This is a genomic window from Paraburkholderia sp. EG304 (assembly GCF_046543485.1).
In the GTDB taxonomy this organism is placed as follows: domain Bacteria; phylum Pseudomonadota; class Gammaproteobacteria; order Burkholderiales; family Burkholderiaceae; genus Paraburkholderia; species Paraburkholderia youngii.
Genome location: NZ_JBKGUA010000074.1, coordinates 1 through 20,874 on the forward strand (window position 1 = coordinate 1; position 20,874 = coordinate 20,874).

22 protein-coding genes are annotated in these 20,874 nt (G+C 59.0%); 6 read left to right on the top strand and 16 right to left on the bottom strand.

Annotated features, from left to right (window positions below; all coding sequences use genetic code 11):
* Positions 1 to 251: 251 nt before the first annotated feature.
* The 4 genes from ACLFKU_RS38780 to ACLFKU_RS38795 all read right to left on the bottom strand — a co-directional run bounded on the left by ACLFKU_RS38780 (position 252) and on the right by ACLFKU_RS38795 (position 5,446).
* Positions 252 to 1,241, bottom strand: a complete 990-nt coding sequence (locus ACLFKU_RS38780; RefSeq protein ID WP_410852726.1) for a CAP domain-containing protein — start codon at positions 1,239 to 1,241, stop codon at positions 252 to 254.
* Between the two features lie 785 nt (positions 1,242 to 2,026).
* On the bottom strand, positions 2,027 to 3,214 hold the full coding sequence (locus ACLFKU_RS38785) for a FlhC family transcriptional regulator (RefSeq protein WP_321576940.1): 1,188 nt from the start codon (positions 3,212 to 3,214) through the stop codon (positions 2,027 to 2,029).
* 44 nt (positions 3,215 to 3,258) lie between these two features.
* Positions 3,259 to 4,497: a hypothetical protein gene (locus ACLFKU_RS38790; protein WP_152854781.1), complete on the bottom strand. Its 1,239-nt coding sequence runs from the start codon at positions 4,495 to 4,497 to the stop codon at positions 3,259 to 3,261.
* 244 nt (positions 4,498 to 4,741) lie between these two features.
* A complete protein-coding gene (locus tag ACLFKU_RS38795; RefSeq protein ID WP_410852727.1) occupies positions 4,742 to 5,446 on the bottom strand; it encodes a nuclease-related domain-containing protein in 705 nt (234 codons plus the stop codon).
* A 621-nt stretch (positions 5,447 to 6,067) separates the two neighbouring features.
* Between ACLFKU_RS38795 and ACLFKU_RS38800 the strand changes: the two genes are divergently transcribed.
* The 5 genes from ACLFKU_RS38800 (at position 6,068) to ACLFKU_RS38820 (ending at position 9,770) form a co-directional block, all read left to right on the top strand.
* Entirely contained in the window at positions 6,068 to 6,427 is a 360-nt protein-coding gene (locus ACLFKU_RS38800; RefSeq protein WP_152854783.1) for a hypothetical protein, read from the top strand.
* A 126-nt stretch (positions 6,428 to 6,553) separates the two neighbouring features.
* Positions 6,554 to 6,982: a hypothetical protein gene (locus tag ACLFKU_RS38805; protein ID WP_184144004.1), complete on the top strand. Its 429-nt coding sequence runs from the start codon at positions 6,554 to 6,556 to the stop codon at positions 6,980 to 6,982.
* A gap of 9 nt (positions 6,983 to 6,991) precedes the next feature.
* Positions 6,992 to 7,819 carry a hypothetical protein gene (locus tag ACLFKU_RS38810; RefSeq protein ID WP_410852728.1) on the top strand — a complete coding sequence of 276 codons (828 nt, stop codon included), beginning with the start codon at positions 6,992 to 6,994 and terminating at the stop codon, positions 7,817 to 7,819.
* Positions 7,820 to 7,830: 11 nt separating this feature from the next.
* Complete coding sequence (locus tag ACLFKU_RS38815; RefSeq protein WP_410852729.1) at positions 7,831 to 8,343, top strand: single-stranded DNA-binding protein; 513 nt, start codon at positions 7,831 to 7,833, stop codon at positions 8,341 to 8,343.
* A 284-nt stretch (positions 8,344 to 8,627) separates the two neighbouring features.
* Positions 8,628 to 9,770: a primase-helicase zinc-binding domain-containing protein gene (locus ACLFKU_RS38820; protein ID WP_410852730.1), complete on the top strand. Its 1,143-nt coding sequence runs from the start codon at positions 8,628 to 8,630 to the stop codon at positions 9,768 to 9,770.
* A gap of 386 nt (positions 9,771 to 10,156) precedes the next feature.
* On the opposite strand, the gene ACLFKU_RS38825 is transcribed toward ACLFKU_RS38820, so the two are convergent.
* The 4 genes from ACLFKU_RS38825 to ACLFKU_RS38840 form a co-directional block, all read right to left on the bottom strand.
* Positions 10,157 to 10,408, bottom strand: coding sequence for a hypothetical protein (locus ACLFKU_RS38825; protein WP_368593669.1), 252 nt, complete (start codon positions 10,406 to 10,408; stop codon positions 10,157 to 10,159).
* A gap of 5 nt (positions 10,409 to 10,413) precedes the next feature.
* On the bottom strand, positions 10,414 to 10,566 hold the full coding sequence (locus ACLFKU_RS38830) for a hypothetical protein (protein ID WP_193727505.1): 153 nt from the start codon (positions 10,564 to 10,566) through the stop codon (positions 10,414 to 10,416).
* A 106-nt stretch (positions 10,567 to 10,672) separates the two neighbouring features.
* Positions 10,673 to 11,044, bottom strand: coding sequence for a hypothetical protein (locus ACLFKU_RS38835; protein WP_410852731.1), 372 nt, complete (start codon positions 11,042 to 11,044; stop codon positions 10,673 to 10,675).
* Positions 11,041 to 12,057: a PRTRC system protein D gene (locus tag ACLFKU_RS38840; RefSeq protein ID WP_152854790.1), complete on the bottom strand. Its 1,017-nt coding sequence runs from the start codon at positions 12,055 to 12,057 to the stop codon at positions 11,041 to 11,043. Before ACLFKU_RS38840 ends, ACLFKU_RS38835 begins: the two co-directional genes overlap by 4 nt.
* Positions 12,058 to 13,220: 1,163 nt before the next feature.
* On the opposite strand from ACLFKU_RS38840, the gene ACLFKU_RS38845 reads away from it, so the two are divergent.
* Complete coding sequence (locus tag ACLFKU_RS38845; protein ID WP_410852732.1) at positions 13,221 to 14,357, top strand: integrase domain-containing protein; 1,137 nt, start codon at positions 13,221 to 13,223, stop codon at positions 14,355 to 14,357.
* A gap of 197 nt (positions 14,358 to 14,554) precedes the next feature.
* On the opposite strand, the gene ACLFKU_RS38850 is transcribed toward ACLFKU_RS38845, so the two are convergent.
* From ACLFKU_RS38850 to ACLFKU_RS38885, 8 genes are all read right to left on the bottom strand, one after another.
* Entirely contained in the window at positions 14,555 to 14,794 is a 240-nt protein-coding gene (locus ACLFKU_RS38850) for a YopT-type cysteine protease domain-containing protein (RefSeq protein WP_410852738.1), read from the bottom strand.
* A gap of 6 nt (positions 14,795 to 14,800) precedes the next feature.
* Positions 14,801 to 15,271 carry a hypothetical protein gene (locus tag ACLFKU_RS38855; protein WP_410852733.1) on the bottom strand — a complete coding sequence of 157 codons (471 nt, stop codon included), beginning with the start codon at positions 15,269 to 15,271 and terminating at the stop codon, positions 14,801 to 14,803.
* A gap of 490 nt (positions 15,272 to 15,761) precedes the next feature.
* Complete coding sequence (locus tag ACLFKU_RS38860; protein WP_152854793.1) at positions 15,762 to 16,433, bottom strand: Lar family restriction alleviation protein; 672 nt, start codon at positions 16,431 to 16,433, stop codon at positions 15,762 to 15,764.
* Between the two features lie 101 nt (positions 16,434 to 16,534).
* Positions 16,535 to 17,395 (bottom strand): phage Gp37/Gp68 family protein, encoded by an 861-nt coding sequence (locus ACLFKU_RS38865; RefSeq protein ID WP_410852734.1) that lies wholly within the window; start codon positions 17,393 to 17,395, stop codon positions 16,535 to 16,537.
* A gap of 12 nt (positions 17,396 to 17,407) precedes the next feature.
* The gene (locus ACLFKU_RS38870; RefSeq protein ID WP_410852735.1) at positions 17,408 to 17,863 is read right to left on the bottom strand and encodes a hypothetical protein; all 456 of its coding nucleotides are present in this window, start codon (positions 17,861 to 17,863) and stop codon (positions 17,408 to 17,410) included.
* Positions 17,864 to 17,961: 98 nt separating this feature from the next.
* Positions 17,962 to 18,282: a hypothetical protein gene (locus ACLFKU_RS38875; protein ID WP_410852736.1), complete on the bottom strand. Its 321-nt coding sequence runs from the start codon at positions 18,280 to 18,282 to the stop codon at positions 17,962 to 17,964.
* A 46-nt stretch (positions 18,283 to 18,328) separates the two neighbouring features.
* Positions 18,329 to 18,865: a phospholipase D family protein gene (locus ACLFKU_RS38880; protein WP_410852737.1), complete on the bottom strand. Its 537-nt coding sequence runs from the start codon at positions 18,863 to 18,865 to the stop codon at positions 18,329 to 18,331.
* Between the two features lie 120 nt (positions 18,866 to 18,985).
* Positions 18,986 to 20,206 carry a DUF1173 family protein gene (locus tag ACLFKU_RS38885; RefSeq protein ID WP_410852739.1) on the bottom strand — a complete coding sequence of 407 codons (1,221 nt, stop codon included), beginning with the start codon at positions 20,204 to 20,206 and terminating at the stop codon, positions 18,986 to 18,988.
* Positions 20,207 to 20,874 lie beyond the last annotated feature (668 nt).

The window sequence follows — 20,874 nt, forward strand, 5'->3', positions numbered from 1 at the left end:
GTGAACATCGACTCGGTATAGCCGTCCGCTCCGCGCATCGCTTCAGTCTCAGTGTTGTCCGGTTCTTTGTTTCAACGTTTACCCCTCCCGCGCGGATGACGTGCGCGGGAGGTATTTCAACAGCCTGTTAGAGACGCACTTCGAGCAATCACTAAAAAAAAACGCCCCGTCGTTATGATGGGGCGTTTTTTCATCCTCGCGTCGAGCGGCACCGGGCGACTGGGAGCGGTCGGTGTCCCCGCGTCACATCATCAACCGACAATGTTGCCCGTCGTAAACGTGAAGTTTCGCGAGAATGCCGTACCGTTGACCGTGCCGCTTACCGATACAGCGTAGACCGTGTTCGGCGTCAGGGGCGCGGAAGGATAAGCGACTCCTTCGAACGCTGGCAGAATCTTGTTCGGATCGTTCGCTGAGTCGAGCAGTTGCAGCACAATGACGTGGCCAGACGTATCCGTCATGGTGCCCGACTGCAACACAATTGTGTCGGCCAAGTTGCCGACCACCGCAACCGGCGTGCCCCAATTTCCGGAGGTGTTCGGAGGCGTTGGGGATTCCCCGCCTGCCGAGTAAGCGACGCCCGTTGTGCCCTGGCACGGGAACGTCAAAGGCGTGCCCGACGTCTTCCCTTGCAAATTACCCATGTTCAACGAGGACCAAATTGCCGGGAAGCCATTAAAAGTCGTCGACACTTCGCCGATTCCTACCGCGGTGATGGGCCATACGCCGATCGCGATGTGATACACACCGGACAGCCAGTCGTACACCAGTTGTTGGCCGTATTGACTTGGGGTTAGCGTTGCCGTGGTGTAGTAGCCGCCGCTGACACCGCTTGCACTGAGATTCCGAGGATAGCCGGCCGCTACTGCCCGGTCGTCGTATGTCACACCGGTGAAGCCAGCGTTGCTGGCGATTTCTGTGTCGGAAAAAACATTGTTTGTCGCCTGATACTGAGCGTGTGCTTGTGCGGCCGTGTCAAGTGAGGCATTGTCGGCAACTGCAGAGAATCCGCATTGCTGTCGTTGTTGATTCAGCAAATTGAACGCCGCGAGTTGAAAGCTACCAGTCGCGTATTGCGGCGTCGTCAGGTTCGTCACCGCCGACGGTGCGCTGGCGCCTGTCGGTGAGGACGCGCTGCTGCTACCGCTGCTGTCACCACCGCCCCCACCGCCGCCGCATGCAGCCAGGGCAAGCACGGCCGCGAAAGAAATGGCCGTCAGAGTGGAAATGTTCTTCTTCATTATCGAATCCTTGGATTTGTTGTTGGCCGTGCACCTTGCGCGACCTTGATTCCATCTTACCGACGGGCGCGCAAAGTCAAGTTCCCGCCCCGCCGCGTTTGGCCCTTCGCCAGGCGACCGGACTCACGCCAGATTTGGCGCGCCATTCTAGTGGTAACGGAAAGTTTGAGTGAGGCTTGAGGCCAAACGTCGTCTGAGGGAGGAAAACAGCGACCTCGAGACGGACATCTCTGTTCCTACCGGCGTCTGCGGGCCCGTCGGTGAAAGACTCGCAAACCAACAAAGGCGGCAACCAAGCCGATACCAGTAACGGTTGGCCCGGCTTTCGCGAGTTGCGGGACAACCCGGGTGGCCATATACAGGGCAAATAGCGCGATTGAGACTCGACCAACCCATGGCGCACTCAAAAAGGACAGTAGAGGCGATGGCTGGCTGCTCACATAGTGGACGTATCCCTCGTTGGCCTTTTCGAGGTCGAACTCCGCAGCATTCACGGCGCGCTCGCTCCGGTAGAACCTTTCGTATCGCTCAAAGCGCCCGTCACCGCGCCCGTCGAGCCATGCAGCGTTGCTCTCCCGCGCTAGGTAGGCGTAGTCATCCATCGTTGCGCCTAGTGAATGTGTCCTGCGTGCCACGCGATCGCACCGATAGCATCGGCGATGATGCTACCGTCTGCCTCGGCGTAGTAAGCGCCGGTTTCAGGGTTTTGCCAACCAAACTGGGGCCGGCCATCAATGCAAAAGATGACGAGTCCAGCGGGCAGGTCAACTTCGCTGGGTTTGCCTTCAGGTCTCACTGTTTGCCCTCCGCGCAGCGCGCTTTTTCGCGCCGAGCTGCTGGTTGCAGGCAGGGCATGTGAAGCGACTGTGCATTTCGATCTTCGCGTCGTTGTTTGACACGACGTAATGCGTGCTGCATGTGCGGCAAGGCGCGACGGTCAGGCGAGCATCGGCTGCCATCGAACGGATCAGGTTCCATCCGCGGTCCGGCATGATGACCCGATTGCCGCCAAATAGGCGGTCGTAGACATCATTGGTTGCGAGCAGCGCCTCGGCCGGATTCGCACCCATGGCAGTTGCCGATCGATACAACCACGCGTAGACGGTAGCGTGCAGTCGATGGACCGGAGTTTCGACAAACCATGAGAGCGACGTTGCCGTGTTGCCGCATGGCGAACTCTTGCCGTGGATCTCGCTGTAGCGCGTTCGCATCTGATGCTGGTTCAGACCGAACAGGTTCGAGGCCGTTGAGGCGCGCAGACCGTAGGCCATCATCGCGCTGGCGTACGCCTCGTTTTTCAGGCGCCCAAGACGAAGTTCTCCCCATTGAGCAGCGTAAGGAAGACCTCCAACGCGAGAGGGCGAGGTCAACATGATCTGGTGCGCAATCATCTCGTCAGTCAGGGTGCTGCCGGCGAACTCCCACCAGAACGTTGGACTGTTGAAACGCCAGCGGAACAGCGGCAATTCCTTCATCCGGCCCAGCGCCAACTGGAGCTTGTGCGTCGGGACCGAAATCAGATACTTCGCGACCTCGGTCGAAATGCCTAGCAGCGGGGCACTCAGCACGCTGACGTTGAGCACCTGCGTGACAAGCGAAACGAATGCGGAATTCTGCTGGTTCACCGCGTAAGCCATCAGTGAGTCAAGCTGAGGCGTCTTGCGGCGAAGCACATCGACAGCCACGGTGGTGGCAGTGTTGTCGACGAAGCACCGCCAGTCCTCGGCGGTCTTCAGCGTCGGCTCGACCATCAGAAACGGCGCGCGCAGCAGGTTTCGAAGCGAAGACTGGTTGAGCTGAAGCTGCTCGATCTCTTTGCGCTCGACATTGAAGACCTCGTTGAACCGACTATCCTGCTTGAGCAACCACTTCATGTGGTCGACCAGATTGAAGTTTGCAACCTGAATTTGGCCGGTGAGCCATTCCGGCACATAGAACCGGTCAATCGCCCGGTAACTGTCTTTATTGTTCACTGCGTTTTTTCCTTGTCTCTCAAACACATCAGTTGCCTGCGGAGTCAGGCCGCGCGAGCTGCTGCCAGCAATTCCCCGTGAAACTTGCCCGTAAGATCGGCCAGTCCCGTCAGAAGTCCCTTAAAGCGGCCGAGCGAACCGTCGGCCGTGACCAGCAGTTGAACGCTGTGGAATTCCTGAATGAACGAGCCGAAACGTTCTACCAGCCCGGCAACCCGCTTTTCGACGGCCGCTTTCTGATCGATTTCCGCTTCTTGTTTTTTCTTGAGCTCGGTCAGTTCCGCGAGGCGCCTTTGCGCAGCTTCACATTCACTGGTGAGCCGGCTGAGTTCCTCGAACCGGCTTTTCGCAGCGCTCTCAAGATTCCGAAGGTGTTCGGGCGTGACTTCGACCTCAACTTCTCTGATCGTGACCTTTTCATGGGCTTCGGCAAGCTCACGGCTCTTGGCCTGGACTTCACGTTCAAGCGTCGCAATGGTGCTTTGCAGGCCGCTTGCGGTCTGTTCGGCTGAGGCAAGGTCGACCATGGTCTTCCTCAGCTTCTCGCGGTCCTGCTGGACTTCATGATTCAGACGCTTCGCTTCCGCTGTCAGCCGCTCGTTGTCGTTCTTCGCGTCGTCAAGCTGCCCATAGATTTCCGACAGCTGGCTCGTAACGGTAGCGAGGGCGCTCTCCTTCTCCACGAGGCGATCCTCGTAGCTCTCGATGATCTTCTTGATGTCGCGCTTGCTCAGATCGGGATTGTCGCGTTTGGCGTCAATGACCATCTCTACGACTTCGTCGCTCTTGTTCACCAGCAGTTGCATGTCGGTGATCGACAGCATTTCGACCGCGCCGCTGTTCTTGCTGAAACGCTCGTAGCAGCGAATGTAGAGGTAGACCGAGTCGCGTTTCTTGCGGAACGTTCCTTCAAGGAAGCTGTAGACAAGCTCGGCTGCCTTTTTGCGGACCTGCTTCGTATCACCGTACGTGCTCACGAAGTGGCCCTCGATCCGCGTTCGGATGTGATAGAACGAGCCTCCGATACGCATGTGTTCGAGAAGAATCTTTTTCGTCGAGTGCGCGACTTCCTCGGCTTCTTCTGCGATCGAAGCACGCAGTCCGGCCGATATCTCATCGCCACCGAAGAACTCATTGACCTTCAGGCCAATTTCATGTTCGGACGGCACATGGGCGAAGGCGAGGGGCAATTCCCGCTCAACATTGCCGTCGTTGCCCTCAGGACGGGTAGGATCGAAATCGTCCTCGTCGCCTGCTGCAACCGGGACATTCTTTTTGGTCATGTTGTTCTCTCTTCTTTTCGTGCTCGTTACTGATCTTTTCCTGCTTTTTTGCAGGCGCCAAGGCCAATCGCCGGATCGTTAGAAAGCGGGTGCAACCTGTTTTCCCGAAATGCACCGCCTCAGAATACGCGCCGTTTCGCCGCTACCATCCCGCTAAGAAGCTCAGTTTCATGCAGCTTTCACAGGAATGAAGTACCGGGTATGCGACGGCCAGACAGTTGATTCGGCAAACATTTCTGAAACTTTAGGCAGCGATCGGCATTTTTTTAGGGTTTTCCCTCAGTTTCATCCGGTGCCTTTCTATGGCAGCGGGCGCTGTTTCGGCGACGGCCAGGACAGCCCGTCGCGCGTGAAGCACATTCACAGGCCGGTTGGTTGTGGAGGCGTACTCGGACTTTCGGGCGCGAAGCCAGTGACGCAGATCGGCTGCCCGCATCATGTTTAAAGGAAGGGCGGAGGACAGGTCGCAATGAGCGTGAGGGAATGCCGCCACCCCTTCGACTGGCCAGGTTCCCGGCAGAATTGAGCGCAGAAAAGCGACCTTCGAGCGGTTCTGTTGCATCGGTGAGCGCCGTACATCTTTCAGTCCGTCAACCCCGATACGCACGACCGTCTGTAGGTCTCGCCCTGGTTCAATGCGACCCGCCCAGTTTTTCGTCTCCACAACGAAGATGCCGAAAGGCGTCACGACAAGATGATCGACCTCGGCAGTCGGAAATTCGGCCCCCGGCGCATGATTGAGCAGAAGGGGGCCCGGATGCAGATAGAAGTTGTCGCCGCAGAGCCATTGCAAAGCGGCATGGAGCTCGGTCTGAACGGCAGCTTCACCTTCGTCGCCGCTACGCTGGCTGCGCGTTGCGGGGGGATGGCTGGAATTCGACTGGGGTCGGCGCCTGAGTGCCCGATAGACGAATACGCACCCGGTTACGAGAAAAATGTACGTCAGCATCGTTAAACCTCGCGGAGTGAAGATGATTCCAGTCTGCCGCGAAAATTGAGAAGTCAAGTCGTCGCCGGAACGACTGTGGTGTTGACGCCGCCGTCGACTCGACGGTGTCTGCATTGGCCATATCGCTTGATGCGCCGGGGCATCCTTCGCGCACTCGGCCGATTTGACGTCGCTCCCCGAAAATACATGTGCAGCACTTACATATGCCTTCCCGCCAATCCTTTCTTCTTGCCTTCATGGACTCCCGGAAAGCTATAGGATTTAGTCGAGCTTTCTTGGTGAAGACGTTGAGCCGGCTCAGACAGGTCTGCCCAACGGGTGCGCATCTCCAGGACATTCAAAGCTGTACGACATTGGCGAGCATTTGCGGCTTCCAGCAACTGACTGAGCGCTAACCTTGCACTATCCATTGGCGTCCTGCGACGCATCGACCTGCCGCGAGTGATCGCGCGCTACCTGCTTTTCCCATCTCCGCCTTTTTCCTGCCGCAAGAGCTTTGGTGCGCGTCCGTGTGGACGCAGACCAAAGCGCTTCGCGCCTGAGTTTCCTTGCTCTTCGAGCATCGAAACCACCGGACGTTGGTCCGGACATTCCCTGTTGATTATTTTTCTGGAGAGGAAAATGCTGAAGGCCCATTTCAAAGACTCAATCAAGTCGCCAGGCAAGGTGCTGGCTCTGTGTTTCATCGCGTATTTCGCGACCATTTCGTTTGTCGTTTCCGGCTTCCTCGTTCTTCTGGCTGCCCATTGGGTAGTCAAGGAAATGAAGAAGAAGGGGAAGGCCATTCTGCAGGCGGAAGCGGATGCGGAAGCGGCTCGCATCGAGACTGAAAAACTCGCTGCCCGAGCTGCGGGCGAAACGAAAGTGCCAGTTGCATCTGCCGCAACTGCCGCCGCCAACGACAGCAATTTGAAGCCGACGCCGATGAAGCAGTACGCAAAATCGGCTGTCGTTGTTCCGTTCAAGAACGGTACCCGTTAATCGGCCTACCGTTGTTATCTACCGTCACCTGGGCCTCGCGCCTCTGGTGACGGCACCCTTCACCCTGCCGGGAATCCCATTCCCGGACACGGGCCATGAGATTGCCGGCGCCACCGGAGCAATCCCATGGAAATGCATGTGGCTGCCTGGCAGCTGGACATGTTCGGCGATTCATCGCCTGTTGTCGTAACCCCTCCCAAGCCTGATCCGCTGCCCGATCCGCATCTTTGGAGCGAGTCGGTGCGCGCCAAGATGGTTGATGCGCTCATCTCGCTCGCCAGCGACAGTCGTCGCGGCGATAACATGCCCGAGTCGCTGATGGATTGCGCAGACCTGCTGTCCGAACGTCTACGCAACCGCAAGATCGATGTCGATGACTACCGCGCGACGCTGGGCTGGATCATGGGTTACTGGGATGGCGCGCTGCCCTATCTCTATGTGTGCAAGGTCAACGGCGTTGATCCGGAGATCCTGCAGGACGCAATTCTTAGCACGCCGCTACTTCTGCGCGATTTGCGCGAAGTTCAGCGCGTTTGCTTTGGCACGTTGCTATAGGAGCGAGTCATGGCGAACGCAGTAACGCTTTTTGCCCGCGTCATGGCGGACCTCTTCAACGGCAAATCTGCAAGCGAGCCCTCCGGGTTTTGCGCGCAGACGAACCCGCAGCCGGACACACCAGATCCAGAACCGACGGACGGGAATGACACCACGGCCAGCGCGGTTGGGCAGGGCGCGCCGAACGAGACCGTTGTAACAATCGGCGACATCCCCCATCTGTTCGTCGATGAAGGCGATCACGTCGTCCAGTTCAGTCCTGCTTTCGACGACCACTCAGAAGAAACCGAGTTCGGTATGAAGATCCTCCCCGATCTCGCGCCGCACTGGGCGCAGCGTGCCGTGCACCGGTGTCCGCTCAAGGAGGCGGTAGCTGCCGCGATCCGCCACAACGGCAATCCACCTGCCACTAGTCCTCCGGCTCAGAGCGAGCGGCTCGGCAACGGCCATCCTGATCCATCAGCCGGAAGCGAAGAAGCGTTTGGGGCCGAACCGGCCGTGCCTACGCGATCGCGCCGCAACGACAACGCGGACGCGTCGAACGTCGTTGGCCGCATCGTTTCATGGGGCGAAGAGCGCTTTCCCGATCGCAAAAAACCGGGGCGCTTTTACAAATCCTTCGCGATGCATATCGACACCAGCGCTGGTGAGCGAACGCTGCAAGGCGAAGGCCTGAAGGAAGCGATCGCGGAAAGCCGCTGTGTTGTTGGTGATGTCGTCTCTGTACGTCGCACCGGGAAAGTCAAGGTTCCCGCGATCCGCACGGATGGCTCACCCATTGTCAAGGACGGCAAGCCGCTCATGTGGGACAAGTGGCTATGGTCAATATCTAATTAGAGGAACATCAAATGGCATCTGTCAACAAAGTGATTCTCGTCGGAAACCTCGGCGCAGACCCTGAAGTTCGATATCTTCCAAGCGGCGACGCAGTGGCGAACATTCGTCTTGCGACGACCGATCGCTACAAGGACAAGGCGTCGGGCGAGATGAAAGAGGCGACAGAATGGCACCGCGTCTCATTCTTCGGGCGCCTCGCCGAAATCGTGTCAGAGTATTTGAAGAAGGGCTCGTCGGTGTATATCGAAGGGCGTATTCGCACCCGCAAGTGGCAGGCGCAGGACGGTACAGACCGCTACTCGACGGAAATCGTTGCGGACCAGATGCAGATGCTGGGCGGCCGTAGCAATGACGAAAGCGGCGGCGACTTCGAACAGCGTAGCGGCTCGCGCGCACAGCGACCCGGTCCGGCGTCGCGTTCTAATGATTCGCGTCAGTCGCACGCAGGCACCCGCGGGCAGCCTCCGCAGCCGTCTCATGGCGGCGGTGGTTTCGACGACATGGACGATCCAATCCCGTTCTGACGACACGTATCCGCCGAGCTGCATGGCTTGCGATCTGATCCCGGAAAGGCTCACCTTTTCCTGATCCATCTCCCGTAACACCTCACCATCGCAACGACATGCCTTCGGGCGTGTCGTGCGACGGACCTTCTGCACTGGCCGTTCGCGCCTGCCTGCTTCTCTGTCCAGCCAGCACGTCTGCTGAAAAAAGTTGCCCGCCAGTGCGCGGACTGCTTTTTTGAGCACGCGTTCTTACGCCTGTCTCAGGCATCGACCCCAACCCACTTCCACCTAGGAGAGTGACAATGAGTACATCTGGACGCGGGCTTTCACCCGAGAAGTACGAGTGGCTGCAACGCAAGCTGAAAGAATTCAGTCTCTCTCCGGAGGCGTGGATTTCGACATTGATGAGCTATGGCATTTCTGGCGATTCTCTGACTGGCAACGGGGCTCCGTGCCCGATCTGTGGCGGTGAAGACCGCTTTACATATGACAACAGGAACGGCCGTGGTGACTGGGTTTGTCGCCAGTGCAACGACGGACGTCCAGGCGCTGGTGACGGCTTGCAGCTCATCGCGAAAGTAAGCGGCATCGGACTCTATCGCCTGATGCGCCAACTCGATGGTGGCTTGCCGCCGCCGCCGCCCGCCACCTGCAACAAGAAGGCACCTGAGCCCAAGCGCAAAGTCGATCCCGCGTTCGTTGAGAAGATCCTCAACATGACATGGGAAAAGGATTGTGCGCCGCTCGAGGCCGGTGGATTCGCCATGCAGTATCTCAAAGGGCGTGTGCCAGGGTTGTCGGTTGAACCGTCGAAGGCTTTGCGCTTTGGCATGCTCGAATACCGGGACAACGACAAGACGGTGCGTGGCACCTGGCCCGGTATCGTCGCGCGCTATGTGTTGCCTGACGGACGGCTCGGCACATTGCACCGGACGTATCTTGACCACCATGTGCCCAAGAAGGCCACGATCGTCTCAGCAGATGGGGAGATTCTTGATTCCAAGAAGAACCACATGACGCTGAATTCCTTGCCTGGTGGCGCTGTTCGACTGATGGACCCGGTCGATGGCGAAATCGGTGTAGGGGAGGGGCTTGAATCGGCGTACGGCGCGCATATGGAATTCGGTGTGCCGGCCTGGTACTGCCTGAACAAGGATCTTCTGCGGCAGTTCGTTGTTCCTCGCGGGCTCGGTATCAAGGTCGTCCATATCTTCATGGACTTCGACGAAATCGATCCGAAGACCCGAAAGTCGCCGGGCGTCGCGGCGGGAATGGAGCTCGCAACGCGCTTGCGTGCCGAGGGATATTCCGTTGTGTTGCATCGTCCGAAGCGTCGTGGGCACGACTACTGCAATGAGTGGAACGAGTTGTGGCAGCTCAGGCGCAACTCGTCGCTGCACAGGCAGCATCGTTATGTGGATATGCGGCAAGCTGTCGCCGCTTAAGTATTGCGCCGGCGTACTGGCGATCTTCAAACCTGCCCGATGGGGATGTTCCCCATCGGGGATGTCTTGTCGGGCCAATTTCGATGGAGTAGAAAATGGCTTCGTTCCAGGTTCTCGTGGGGAGCTTTGCAATCGTCGCAACCAACGGCGCTGCGGGTGGCCGGCAGCGTGTAGGAAAGTCGGATGCCGTCGCTTTCGACGTAATCGACCGGACCGCCGGTGGCAACACCGCGTATGCGTGTCGCGATCAGTCTTTTCCAGATGCGTGGGACTTTTGTACACGCCGACTTCTTGTTACTGCGGCTCCACGGTCGCATTGATCCAGAAAAGCGAAACGGCTCCCCCAGATTTTGGGGGAGCCGCTTTTTTTTGCCTGCACGCTCCGTTCATTTCATGATCGCGACGCAGACTGCAACAACGACGGCAAAGACTTTCCACATGCGCCAAAGTTCGCTCGACCAGAGCGCGCCAGCGGCACCAGTCAGCAGCAGCACGACGCACAGATCATTGTTGACGTGCATGCTCGCCAGCATCGCGGCAAACCACCAGAGCGCGAGCGACGCGCCGAATATGATCGCGCGGCGTGTGAAGAACGGAAGCGCCATGAACTTCGTATAGCAGACCGTCAGCCGATCCATTGCGTTCACTCCTTGGATTTGGTTTTCGCCACGTGTTCTACGGCATCGAGGCTGTACCAGCCGGCAATACCAGCAGCAACCAGAGTTGCAATGAACAGCCAGGAGCGCGGTTCAGTCAGTGGCAGGCCGTTACGCACGATTTCGATTAATTCCAGCATTTTCTTCCCCCTAAGATCGGTAGCCGCTTCGATGCACCGCACGTCGCGCGATGAACATCGAAGCCATGACCCATCTTCGCATTACCACGGCGAAGTCAAGTTTCTATCAGAAGAACGCACCAAAGGCGTCGGCGATCTGATCGACGTCGTGCCCCCCAGGCTCATCGGTCCCGTTGATCGAGCGCAGCTCGTCTTCTTCGATGACCGCTTCCGTGGCAACGCGCGTGGCGGCCGCACTTTGACCGGCCGCCTCGGGCGCAATCACATTGCGCGCGATCGCGGCGGCGGGATAGACGGCACGCACCGCGACTTGCCGCTCGAAGTCTAAGGTGACGCAATTTTCCCGCAACGCGGCTTCGGCCAGGGAGCGCAGCAGCGCCGCACGTTCCCTGTACGAGCTTGCGTGCCGGAGTCTGGCATGAAGGAGAGGCGTGGTCACCGCGTCAATGACCAGCTTCATGTCGAACTTTTCGCTCATGCTTTTGCAGTGGCGCGCTCGCGGGTAAGCCCGGCTTCGCCGACGATCAGGAATCCCTTGGCGTTCGCCGTGCAGGGTGAGTCTATGACCTCGAGCGTCACGCGTGGGAACGCCTTCCGGATTGCAGGTGCATACAGCGCACCACCGCCGCCGGACAGAATGATCGAGCGCACGTTGGTGAGCTGGCCGACGTTGTTTTGCATTTCCTTGACAACACCAGCGATGACCGGTTGCGACTGGTCGAGATATGGATCAAGGTCGATATCGTTGCCATAGAAAAAGAACGGCTTGCGCTCGCGCAACGCCTTGTCGATGCGTTCGATGTCCTCGACCTGTTCGTCCTGGTCGCGCGAGATGAGTGCCGCGATGCGCTGATAGATCTGGGATGCGCCGCCTGGGATACCGTCGCTGCGCTTGTCGTCCATCGTGAATCCGTTGGCATACACCCAGTCAGTCGTGAAGTAGCCCACGTCGATCACGAGGTGGGCGCTGTCGCGACCGAACTCGCCCTGACGGTTAGAAGATGCGGCGACAAGCGAGCCGAGCGGTTGCGGGATGACTACCACCTTGTCGATCGTAATGCGACCCGGGCCGTAGTCGAACGTGCCGGTGAAGCGATCACGCAGTGCACCGGAGTACTTCTTCATGTTATGAACGGGCAAACCAAGGACCAGGCGCTCGATATGGGTGACGTCCGCGAAATGAATCGCGCCGAATAGAAGGGCCGCGTAGTTATCGGACAGCACAAAATCGTTCGACAGCGCGCGGCCGGTGTTGCCGTACGCTGCCGTGAGCGAAACGTCCGGCCCAACCTCGTATTCGATCTGCTCGATAACGATGGTCGCGACCTTGCGCGAGGCGAGCACGCTGTCGCCATAGCCGGACAGTGCACGGCTTGCGGCGAGCGGTGCAAGAGAAGGGAACATGCCCGTGGCGATGGTGCCGCTCGCTGCCCGGTGAGCGTGTTTGGTGTTGCCGTAACCGACATCGATTGCAAAGACCGAAGTTTTCAAGGTGACTCCATGCGTTGAGTTGAACCACGCTCCGAAGTGACTGAAAACTGACAGATAAGTGTCAGTTTGAGTCGCCCCGGTCGCGCGGCACCGGCGAACTATCAGATAACTGACACTTAAGTGTCAGTTCGAGTGTTGCGCCGGGCTTTCTGAGCAAACTGACACTTTTCTGTCAGTTCGACCTGGTTTCAGTCTAGCGAGCGCGTAGCGAAGTCAAGTTGACGAAAGCCGACCGGTTCTGACCATCTTTCGGCATGCACTGCTTGCGCGACTGGCCCTATCCTTGGCATACCTACCGCGTCCCAGACGCATCGAATGCGAGTGCAAGGCACTCGCTCGTCCCTATCCCTGGCCCGCAAGAGGCCGGAAGTACCCCACTGACCGGGCCGCACAGTGATGCGGCCTTTTTCTGAAGCAAATCAAGTCCATGGTGGTCCACGTTGAGGACACCCGGACACTGCGATATCCATACGATTGGCGGCGGTTTGCCGCGTTGTGACGCGTTGAGGACATGTGGAGAGACCGGACACCGGACACTTTCTACATCTCGGCGGCGTCTGCACACGCCCTTACAGCGACGGCTGGGTGCGCTCACGAAACCCGATACACCGCGGCGGAGATGAGTGACTTAGGGGCGGGGGAAGCCTTGCGGACCGGCAAGACCGGATAACCGCGATTCCCTGACGGAAGAGGACACGGCGCGCGCGGCCGTACACAAAACGCGTACAGGTATTGCCCGGCAATTAGCACTGGCCCGGAGCTCCGCGAAGCGGAACACGGTTCAGAGGCGCGAAAGCGTGATGCTGGCAGGGTAGCCACGAAGCTGCATTGAGCGGGAAGTGTTTCCGCGCAGCGCGAAGGCAGCGATGCCCCGCGCGAAATGCATCAGTGGCGGATTGCGCGAAGCGCGATTCGTGCTGATGGGCGGCAGGTTGGACAGTCGGAATGCATGATCTTCCCATGCATCTGGTTGATCGGATGGAATCGCTAAAGGACAGGAAGGCAGAACCCAAGCGACCGGGGCTACGGCGCAGCCGCCACAGTGGCGGGCAACAAAGGGCAAACCGGGTGGTCGGGTGACGGCATCAAGTAGGGATGTCGCGACCATCGGGCTGGATAATGGCACGCAGAGGCAGCGCGGCAGCGCCGCAAGGGATTACCGCATGAGCGCAATTCTCAATGTGAGAGCGATCGTCAACGGCTATGGTTTTGGTCCCGAATTCCGGGATGCGCTCCTCAAACTGTTCGACGAGAACGTTGCGCGCGTTCATAGCACCACGCGAATCAGCAAGCGCGCGTTGTCGATCAAGACGCAGGAATATCGCGCTGCCAAACTGTGTAAGGCTTTCAAGGAACTGCGCGAGGGCGGTTACGCGCTTCAGACGCCCTGGTCGCTTAAACACAAGCATGTGAAATTTCTGGTCGACTCGTGGGTGGCGGCTGGTCAGAGCGGCGGGACGATAGAAAACAAGCTGACGTATTTTCGGGCGATGGCGCAATGGATGGGCAAGACGAATCTGATTGGTTCGCTTGACGACTACGCGGACCGAGAGGCGCTCGGTCTGAAACGGAGTTACGTGGCAAAGGAGGATAAATCGTGGCAGGCGCATGGCGTCGATGCCGTCGCGAAGATCGAAGAGATCGCGCAAACGTGTGCCCATACTGCGGTGCAGCTGAAATTGCAGGCTGCGTTTGGCTTGCGCATCGAAGAGAGTTTTATGCTCCGCCCCGTGGAAGCCGCGCGTAATCCGACACTGCTAGCTGTGACGCGCGGCACAAAAGGAGGTAGGCCTCGCGAGGTACCAATCGAGACGAAGATCAGGATATTGGAGGAAGCGGCGAGGCTCAGCAACGGGTTGACAGGTTCGACTGTCCCCGCAGATAGGACGTTACGTCAATGGCGTGACTGGTACTACTACGTCCTCGAAAAACACGGGATCACCAGAAAAGGCATGGGCATTACCAGTCACGGTCTTCGGCACGAATATCTGCAAACGCTCTATCAAGATACCACTGGTGTACCGGCGCCAATCAAGCGAGCTGGTGACCGGCCTGATCCACAGCTACATGAACAGGCGATGCGCCGCGTCGTCGAGGCCGCGGGTCACTCCCGGCCGAGCAAGGCGGGCGCGTACCTGTCAACGTTTGCCATGCAGGATCGGCTGCAGAAGAAGCTGCCGACTACAGACGACGCACGCAACGCCGTGACCGCGGCTGCCGGCAACAAGAGCCATGCCGCGAAGGCGTTGGGAATTTCGCGGCAGACACTGTACCGGATACTGGGTGCCGCGGACAAATAGCATTGCGGAGGCCTGTGGAAATGGGCCCCAAAATTGTGTGTCATACACACCGCTTCTCGCGCAGCTGCTCCCGCACAATATTAATCGTCTCTCGGGTTCCGGCATTGGCCGTAGGAACATGTTGGAACCAGTTCACAGCCGGCTCGTGTAGCCGGCTTTTTTTTCCCGAATTCGTAACGGCCATCCAAATATCGCCATTAAACCGGCTCTTCTTCGGCATAGTCGTAGTGATAATTGATGACTTGAAGCATCGTCCCGGAGTCACCATAGTAGCTGATGGTGCCGAAATAATTCTCGAACCAGCGTCGAAACGAAGGTCTATCTTGGAATTCAAGAACACCTCCGTTCGGATCAAAGAAACGGACCCGTCTCGGAGAGGCAACGACCGCAACGCAATGGCCAATCGCATTCGGACTTTCCGGTTCTACGTTGATGATCGATGCCTATTTATAGGCAGCGCGGCTTTCCGCTACGCTCAGGGCAACTCTTCGTCTCAAGTCGGCCTGGTTGGGACACGTAATCCCTTGTTGATTCGGGTATCTATGGTCGGACACAAAGTATGTGCTGTCGGAAAATTGAATCACAGTCACAGATCCGAAACCGCCCGATTTTCTTGAAGGCAGGACTGGTTGTTTGTTCAGTGCGACCGATTTGTCCTGAATACGCATAACAGACGCCCGAATTGCTTCAGCTTTCTTGTCGGTCGAAGTCTTGGAAAGGATGTTAATCAATGAAGTCTGATGCGTAGACTTTATCCAACGTAGGCAGAGACCATTGCAGACTCCCTTTTTGCGTTCTATCGCTTTTCCATCGAACATCTCCATCCATTTGTGGGCGCCTTGAGAGTAGAACGTATGCCTGACGTTTGGGTCATTGTTTTTCGTCGCAACCATTACGGCGTATACGTGAGGCATGTGAATCTCCTTTCGATTCCGAAAAGTGATCGACGAATGCAACGATGTAACCGATCCGGTACCACGCGTTCCGCTCTCTATGATGTACGGCAGCAGGCCCGTGCGCGCAACGTGATAGCTCGCGAATGTGGGAAAGCGAACATTTGGCATGATCACTGACGTTCTTGCGCGAAGTGCTCGCCCGAACGAGTGATGATGTTCGTGCTCTTGCCGCACTTGCTCTTGCCGTTGTCGCGCCAGATGGGACATGCGGCACCAGACTGGTATGCCGACTTGTCTGTTCATACACCTCCGGTTCCTGATCCGGCGTTTGTGAGGGGGCGAATTGGTCAGGTGGTCTCCGCACCGGGGCCGTTAATGGGTGCGCCAGAGCTTCGTCAACTGCCAGCTGACCCTGCTTCAACCAGTGGCGTTGGACTTAGCTGGGAAAGGCGATCGCGGCCAAAAGCCGGCGATTATGTTCATCTCATACGCCGCGGCCAACCTGCCATCACCAGCGATCCCTGTCCGGCATTCCGTCGATCGCCAGTGCAATCCTGTCTTCGAACATCAGGTCAGAGTGCTCGCGCGGTGTAGGTATCGTCGGAAACTGGATGTAGCGATTGCCGTCGACGTCCAACCACTTTACGAGTTGGACCAGTTTGCGGTATCGCGCGGCGTCCCGAAGCACCGGCTCGATTGGCCAGCTGTCGATCGTCGAAACCGAAGCGTCGACCAGCCTCTGGGCGAGCACGGCGAACAGCGGTCCTCGCGTCTCCCAGTCCTCGTCATTGCGGGCCAGCATGTCAATAACCATCTGGGTGTCGCAGGCGCCAAGCTCCTTCTCGACGAGATCGCGCAGGTCACCCTCGGTGATTTTGGGTCTGCTCAAACGCCTGTTCCAGATCACCGCTGCTTCTTTCAAAGCGTCGGCTTCATTGTTGGCGTATGGGAACCACGGCGTCGACATCCCGCAGTCGGCGCAATAGATGCAGGCAAGCCTCTCGGTTTGAGGGGCGAAGGGCGGGCGGGGCACAGTATCCCCGATCTTGGGCGGTCCCGCGTGGCGTCCAAACTGGCCATAGTCAAAGCCGGACTGACCGACTTCCGCAACGATCCGTTGAGACAGGCCGACCGTTCCGCGTCCGCCGCAGTGATCGCATGGATAGAGCTGTTCGTACATTGTCCGGGTGTTCGCCGTGCATTTATTGGGAGATGTTTGCACGCATTATCGTTGGACATTGGACGCGCGAAAAGCCGAATTACAACCGGTAATGTGCCCTTTTACGTATGACGAATAGTTTCAGGAAAAAACTCATGAACGCTGCCGTCCAGCTCCCGACCGGCGGATTTCTTGCCGACGCGGTCCATCGGCTGTCTGGAGGGGTTAGAGCCGGGCGCCCATTCGCCCCATTGCTTGAAGAAGAACGGGACCTCCGCGGCAGCGCACTGGTCGCGCAGCGAGCGCGCCCAATCGGGATGCATTGGCCGGGCGCCGTGTCCGCTTTCGCCGCCGACAATCACCCAGTCGAGCGCCTCGAGGGCGTTGGTGTGGTCGCGCCAGTCACTGCCCGCAAACATGCCTTCGAAGCTCACCGGGCCCAGCAGCGGCTCCATGGAAACGAAGCGCACCCGCGCTGGCACCGCAAGCAGCTTCGGGATGTCGCGATCGGCCTCGGCCTGATTGACGACTGTCGCGCCGAGCCAGACGTTGTCGCGACCCGCGAGCCAATCTCGCGATCGCGCATGAGCGACCATGTCGGACACATTGCCGATGCGCTTCGTGAGCAACAGCCAGTCGAGATCTGGCGTGCGCTCGATCAATTCGAACAGATCGCGGCGCCATAGCGGATCGACCTCGTTGTCGAACACGTCGGCGAGCGATGCGCAGAACACCCGCTGCCGGCGACCGTGCTTCGCGAAGAACTCATCATGCTGCGCATTCCACTGCAGCGGCTTGCGCCAGTTCGCGGCGGAGGTGCGGCGACGGGGCGCGCCCGGGCCCCAGTTGATCGGCGTTCCGCCGGCGAAGCGCGCGTTGCGCGTTTCCGCATAACAGTGATCGCAACCGGGGCCGACCTTCTGGCAGCCTTCCCACGAGTTGAAGGTGTGGTCGGTCCATTCGATCTTGCTGTTCTCGCTCATCCCGACTCCCGCTCAGACAGTTTCGACATCGTGAGAATGTACCGCCAGCGTGCCGCACTGGCGGGCGCGCTTTTCGATCGCGTTCAGCCATGGAAGAAACGCCGCGTCGCCGAGATCGGACGGCGCGCAGGTCGGGACGATCAGATGTTCGATGTGATCGCCCGCCGGGTTGATCGCGCCGAGCGTCTTCGCGTCCGGCACGACCCAGAAATACCAGCGCTGCACGAAGTACCACCAGGTTTTCGCGCGCTCGAGTTCGGCCCACGTCGCGCTGAAATCGAGGACTGACCCGACTGTACTGAAAAACACGCAGCGCACGCCATGGGGCGTGGTCGCGGCGACGACTATCTGGCGGCCCGAAGAAAGTGAATCAGGATCGTGGCCGGCGCAGCCCAAAGCCGGGTAGCGACCCAGCCAGTCGAGCGAGCGCGAGATTGCGCGTTCAAGGAAAAAGGTTTTGCCCAGCATCGCGGACTCCTGTAGTTGGATAGCCCGATGAGAACCGGGTGCATTTGATCTTGCCTGTCCGGACCGGAAGTCAAGTTTCGCCGTTGCTCCGCCATCCGCTACCGCGTGCGCAGTCGTTGACCGTCGACCCACGCCTTGCGCAGTGCCGCCCGGACGTTGTCTGCCTCGTTGGGAAAATTGCGCTGTACCCATTCACTGCTCAGAACGCGCTCTTCGTCGGTCCAGTCGTTGTCACCCTCTCGCGTCTCCTCAAATGACGCGAGCGCGTTGTCGACCCGCTGCCGGATCGCGTTCAGGCGCTCCTGCAACACTGAAAGCCACTGGCGCACGGAATCGGGGCGACCGGTGAGCACGAATGGCGACGCCGCATAGCGCGTCAGATTGAGGATGTCCTGAACTACCTGGGATATCTGTTGCACGGGTACTCCTGTTCAGTGGGTCGGAGCGTCTGGAAGTCCAGCGCTTTCAATAGGAGGAACGGAATTCGACGCCCTGGTCCCAGCGGCTTTGCCAATGCTCGAGATAGCCCCGGGCGACGCCCGGGCAGTCCCAGAGCACGAGCGCGTTTTCGCTATTGCGAGACGCCGCGGCCTGGCTGTAGTTGAAGGAACCGGTCTGTACCGTCGCGCCGTCAACGATCACCACCTTGTCGTGGTGAATCGGGTAGACGCTAACGGTGCGCACGGGAATGCTCGCGTTCACGAGCAGGTTCATAGCCGCATGGGCCTTGCCGGACCGGTCCTCGTTGAGATTGCTCTTCTCGTCGACAACGACGGCGACTTCGACGCCACGGCGCTTCGCCTGGAGCAGGTGACGCACGACATCGGGCGAGGTGAACGAATACGCCGAAACCCGGATCGAGCGCTGGGCGCTGTCGATCGCCCGGTCGACCAGTGCGGCCGCGCTGCCTTCGGGCGAGAAGCCGACTTCGGGCTGGCACGCGCCGCTGCCTGCTGAAGCGTGGGCCGCGGTCGCCATTACTGCGGCCACTGCCGCGCTCATGATTGCCTTCGTCAACTGCATGGTGAGATTCCCTGTGTTGTTGTTGATTCGCGCGTCGGGGCGCACCGCGCGCCAGCGCCACGTACTTCCAGGGTAGCGGGACTCTTGCGAAGTCAAGTCTCACGCATCGTGACGCGGCGGAATCTGCACGTGCGCGAGCGGCTCGCGATCGACGTCCCATTCGACGGCCGGAATGCCACGCGCGAGCCGAAGCGCCCGCTTTTCCTCCTTGCGTGCCTCGTAGGCTGGAACACCGTTCATTCCATAGACCTCGATGTGCGTCCGCACGGCGGTGTCCCGTAACACGAAGTCGGGCAACATGTCGTCTTCTGCGGACATACGAACGGGCTTTGCGAAGTCGCGTCGCTCCGTGACAAGCCGGTTGGCCATCGCGACTTCGTGAATCGAATCGCAGGGCAGGTACGCGTGAGAGCAGAGCATCGCAGCCAGATCAATAACTTTCAGGTGGCCCTTTGAAGTGCGCTCAACGAGAAGGAGGGCAACGACGCGCGCGCTGCGCGCGCCAAGGGCGCGCCACGCATGTGCATAAGTTCGCGCGGCGTGCTCGATCAGGCTGGTGCTGGCGTAGTACCTGCGCGCGCTCTGACGCAGACTTACCGCGTGACCATATTGGGTCGGAGCCACCTCGCTTACCTCGCCAATGATGAGTCCGCGCCGCGTCGTTCCTTTTTCTGTCGTGAGCCGCGCGATAAAAGCATCGAATTCTGCATTGATTGCGACGCGATCGGCTTCATCGAAGCGACGCATGATGTGCAGGACGTTGTGGGCATCGGCACCGTTGATCAGGGCCGTCCCTGCCTCAGCCAGCAGCTGCCCATTGCATTGCCCCCAGTGGCGCGATGATGCTGTGCCTGTCCATTGATTGAGAGCTGCTTCGACCCACAAGGTCTGGAGGAAGGCGAGCAGGCTGGCCGAGCGCCGGCTCGGGCGGGATCGGGTTTCCGTTGCCGAGCCGCGAGAGCCGATGGTGGTTTCTCGCGCGGTTAGCGCGGCGTCCAATTTTACGTTCAGGCCTGTGGGTGTCGACAGGATGGCTGCTTTGGAGTCGCCGCCGCGGACGGAAGGTGCAACGTTCGGATCTTTGAAGAACGAGCAGGCGCGATCGTGACGATGTCCATCGTCTGGCCAGCCGGCCAGATGAAGCAGCGACCCGTAGCGGCGGATCACAAGCTGGAGCGAAGCAGCACCCCCGCACTCGCATGTGGCGTACCCGGGCGTTACCTTTGCGCGTTCAAGCCGCCTCATGTACCGCGCGGGATTTTCCTGAACGTCGCTTAGGGGAATGTGCCGCCGTCGAAGCTTACGTTGAACATGTTGCACGCACCATTGAATTTGGCCGTAGAGGCGTTCGAAGGACCTCGGCGGCATCGGGCATCAAAACTGGCTCATTGATTCCGCTGCGGACAAGGCGCGTTAGCCATTGTGGGCCGCGCGGCGAGCACGGTGACATGCCAAAGCTGCACGCTTGCGGGAGCTTTAATGGTGCGCTTTGATGCGGCGAAAGCTGTACGGCTTTCGGGAGCTTTCCCGGTTAAGTGGCTGAGCCGGCTCACGCTTCCTGCTGCTGCCGCTTTTTGTTGCAAACCTGATAATCGCCTTGCGGCGAGTGGCCGGCAAGGAACAATCCACAGGGTTATCCAGAAAATTTGTGGATAAGCATGCGCCGACGTGTGAGCGCGGAAAAGCCTGAAAGCCATACAGAATTCGCGCCCATATCGGGAGTGCCGCCGGAACGCGAGCGGTAGCATCTAGGCATCCATCGCGTCACTGACGCATCGACTAAACGCCCGCAGCACGTGGGCGCTTTTCATTCCCTCGACGGGTTCACACCCGTTGCGGGCGTGTTCCCGTCATGGCATCTAGGGCTACGCTGAACAAGCAGCTGAATTTGCGACGTGTCGGCGATGTAGAGGTGTTCAGGTCGTGAAGCCGACCGTCATCCTTTGGTTTTTGGCCCTTGCGGGCATTGCACGCGGGCGTTTTGCCCG

What these genes read in the sequence shown, in the direction of transcription:
- ACLFKU_RS38860 (WP_152854793.1), bottom strand. Translation starts at nt 16,433, where the DNA reads ATGTACGAACAGCTCTATCCATGCGATCACTGCGGCGGACGCGGAACG.
- ACLFKU_RS38845 (WP_410852732.1), top strand. Translation starts at nt 13,221, where the DNA reads ATGAGCGCAATTCTCAATGTGAGAGCGATCGTCAACGGCTATGGTTTT.
- ACLFKU_RS38835 (WP_410852731.1), bottom strand. Translation starts at nt 11,044, where the DNA reads ATGAGCGAAAAGTTCGACATGAAGCTGGTCATTGACGCGGTGACCACG.
- ACLFKU_RS38805 (WP_184144004.1), top strand. Translation starts at nt 6,554, where the DNA reads ATGGAAATGCATGTGGCTGCCTGGCAGCTGGACATGTTCGGCGATTCA.
- ACLFKU_RS38820 (WP_410852730.1), top strand. Translation starts at nt 8,628, where the DNA reads ATGAGTACATCTGGACGCGGGCTTTCACCCGAGAAGTACGAGTGGCTG.
- ACLFKU_RS38780 (WP_410852726.1), bottom strand. Translation starts at nt 1,241, where the DNA reads ATGAAGAAGAACATTTCCACTCTGACGGCCATTTCTTTCGCGGCCGTG.
- ACLFKU_RS38790 (WP_152854781.1), bottom strand. Translation starts at nt 4,497, where the DNA reads ATGACCAAAAAGAATGTCCCGGTTGCAGCAGGCGACGAGGACGATTTC.
- ACLFKU_RS38830 (WP_193727505.1), bottom strand. Translation starts at nt 10,566, where the DNA reads ATGCTGGAATTAATCGAAATCGTGCGTAACGGCCTGCCACTGACTGAA.
- ACLFKU_RS38825 (WP_368593669.1), bottom strand. Translation starts at nt 10,408, where the DNA reads ATGGATCGGCTGACGGTCTGCTATACGAAGTTCATGGCGCTTCCGTTC.
- ACLFKU_RS38815 (WP_410852729.1), top strand. Translation starts at nt 7,831, where the DNA reads ATGGCATCTGTCAACAAAGTGATTCTCGTCGGAAACCTCGGCGCAGAC.
- ACLFKU_RS38855 (WP_410852733.1), bottom strand. Translation starts at nt 15,271, where the DNA reads ATGCCTCACGTATACGCCGTAATGGTTGCGACGAAAAACAATGACCCA.
- ACLFKU_RS38880 (WP_410852737.1), bottom strand. Translation starts at nt 18,865, where the DNA reads ATGAGCGCGGCAGTGGCCGCAGTAATGGCGACCGCGGCCCACGCTTCA.
- ACLFKU_RS38870 (WP_410852735.1), bottom strand. Translation starts at nt 17,863, where the DNA reads ATGCTGGGCAAAACCTTTTTCCTTGAACGCGCAATCTCGCGCTCGCTC.
- ACLFKU_RS38810 (WP_410852728.1), top strand. Translation starts at nt 6,992, where the DNA reads ATGGCGAACGCAGTAACGCTTTTTGCCCGCGTCATGGCGGACCTCTTC.
- ACLFKU_RS38795 (WP_410852727.1), bottom strand. Translation starts at nt 5,446, where the DNA reads ATGCTGACGTACATTTTTCTCGTAACCGGGTGCGTATTCGTCTATCGG.
- ACLFKU_RS38865 (WP_410852734.1), bottom strand. Translation starts at nt 17,395, where the DNA reads ATGAGCGAGAACAGCAAGATCGAATGGACCGACCACACCTTCAACTCG.
- ACLFKU_RS38800 (WP_152854783.1), top strand. Translation starts at nt 6,068, where the DNA reads ATGCTGAAGGCCCATTTCAAAGACTCAATCAAGTCGCCAGGCAAGGTG.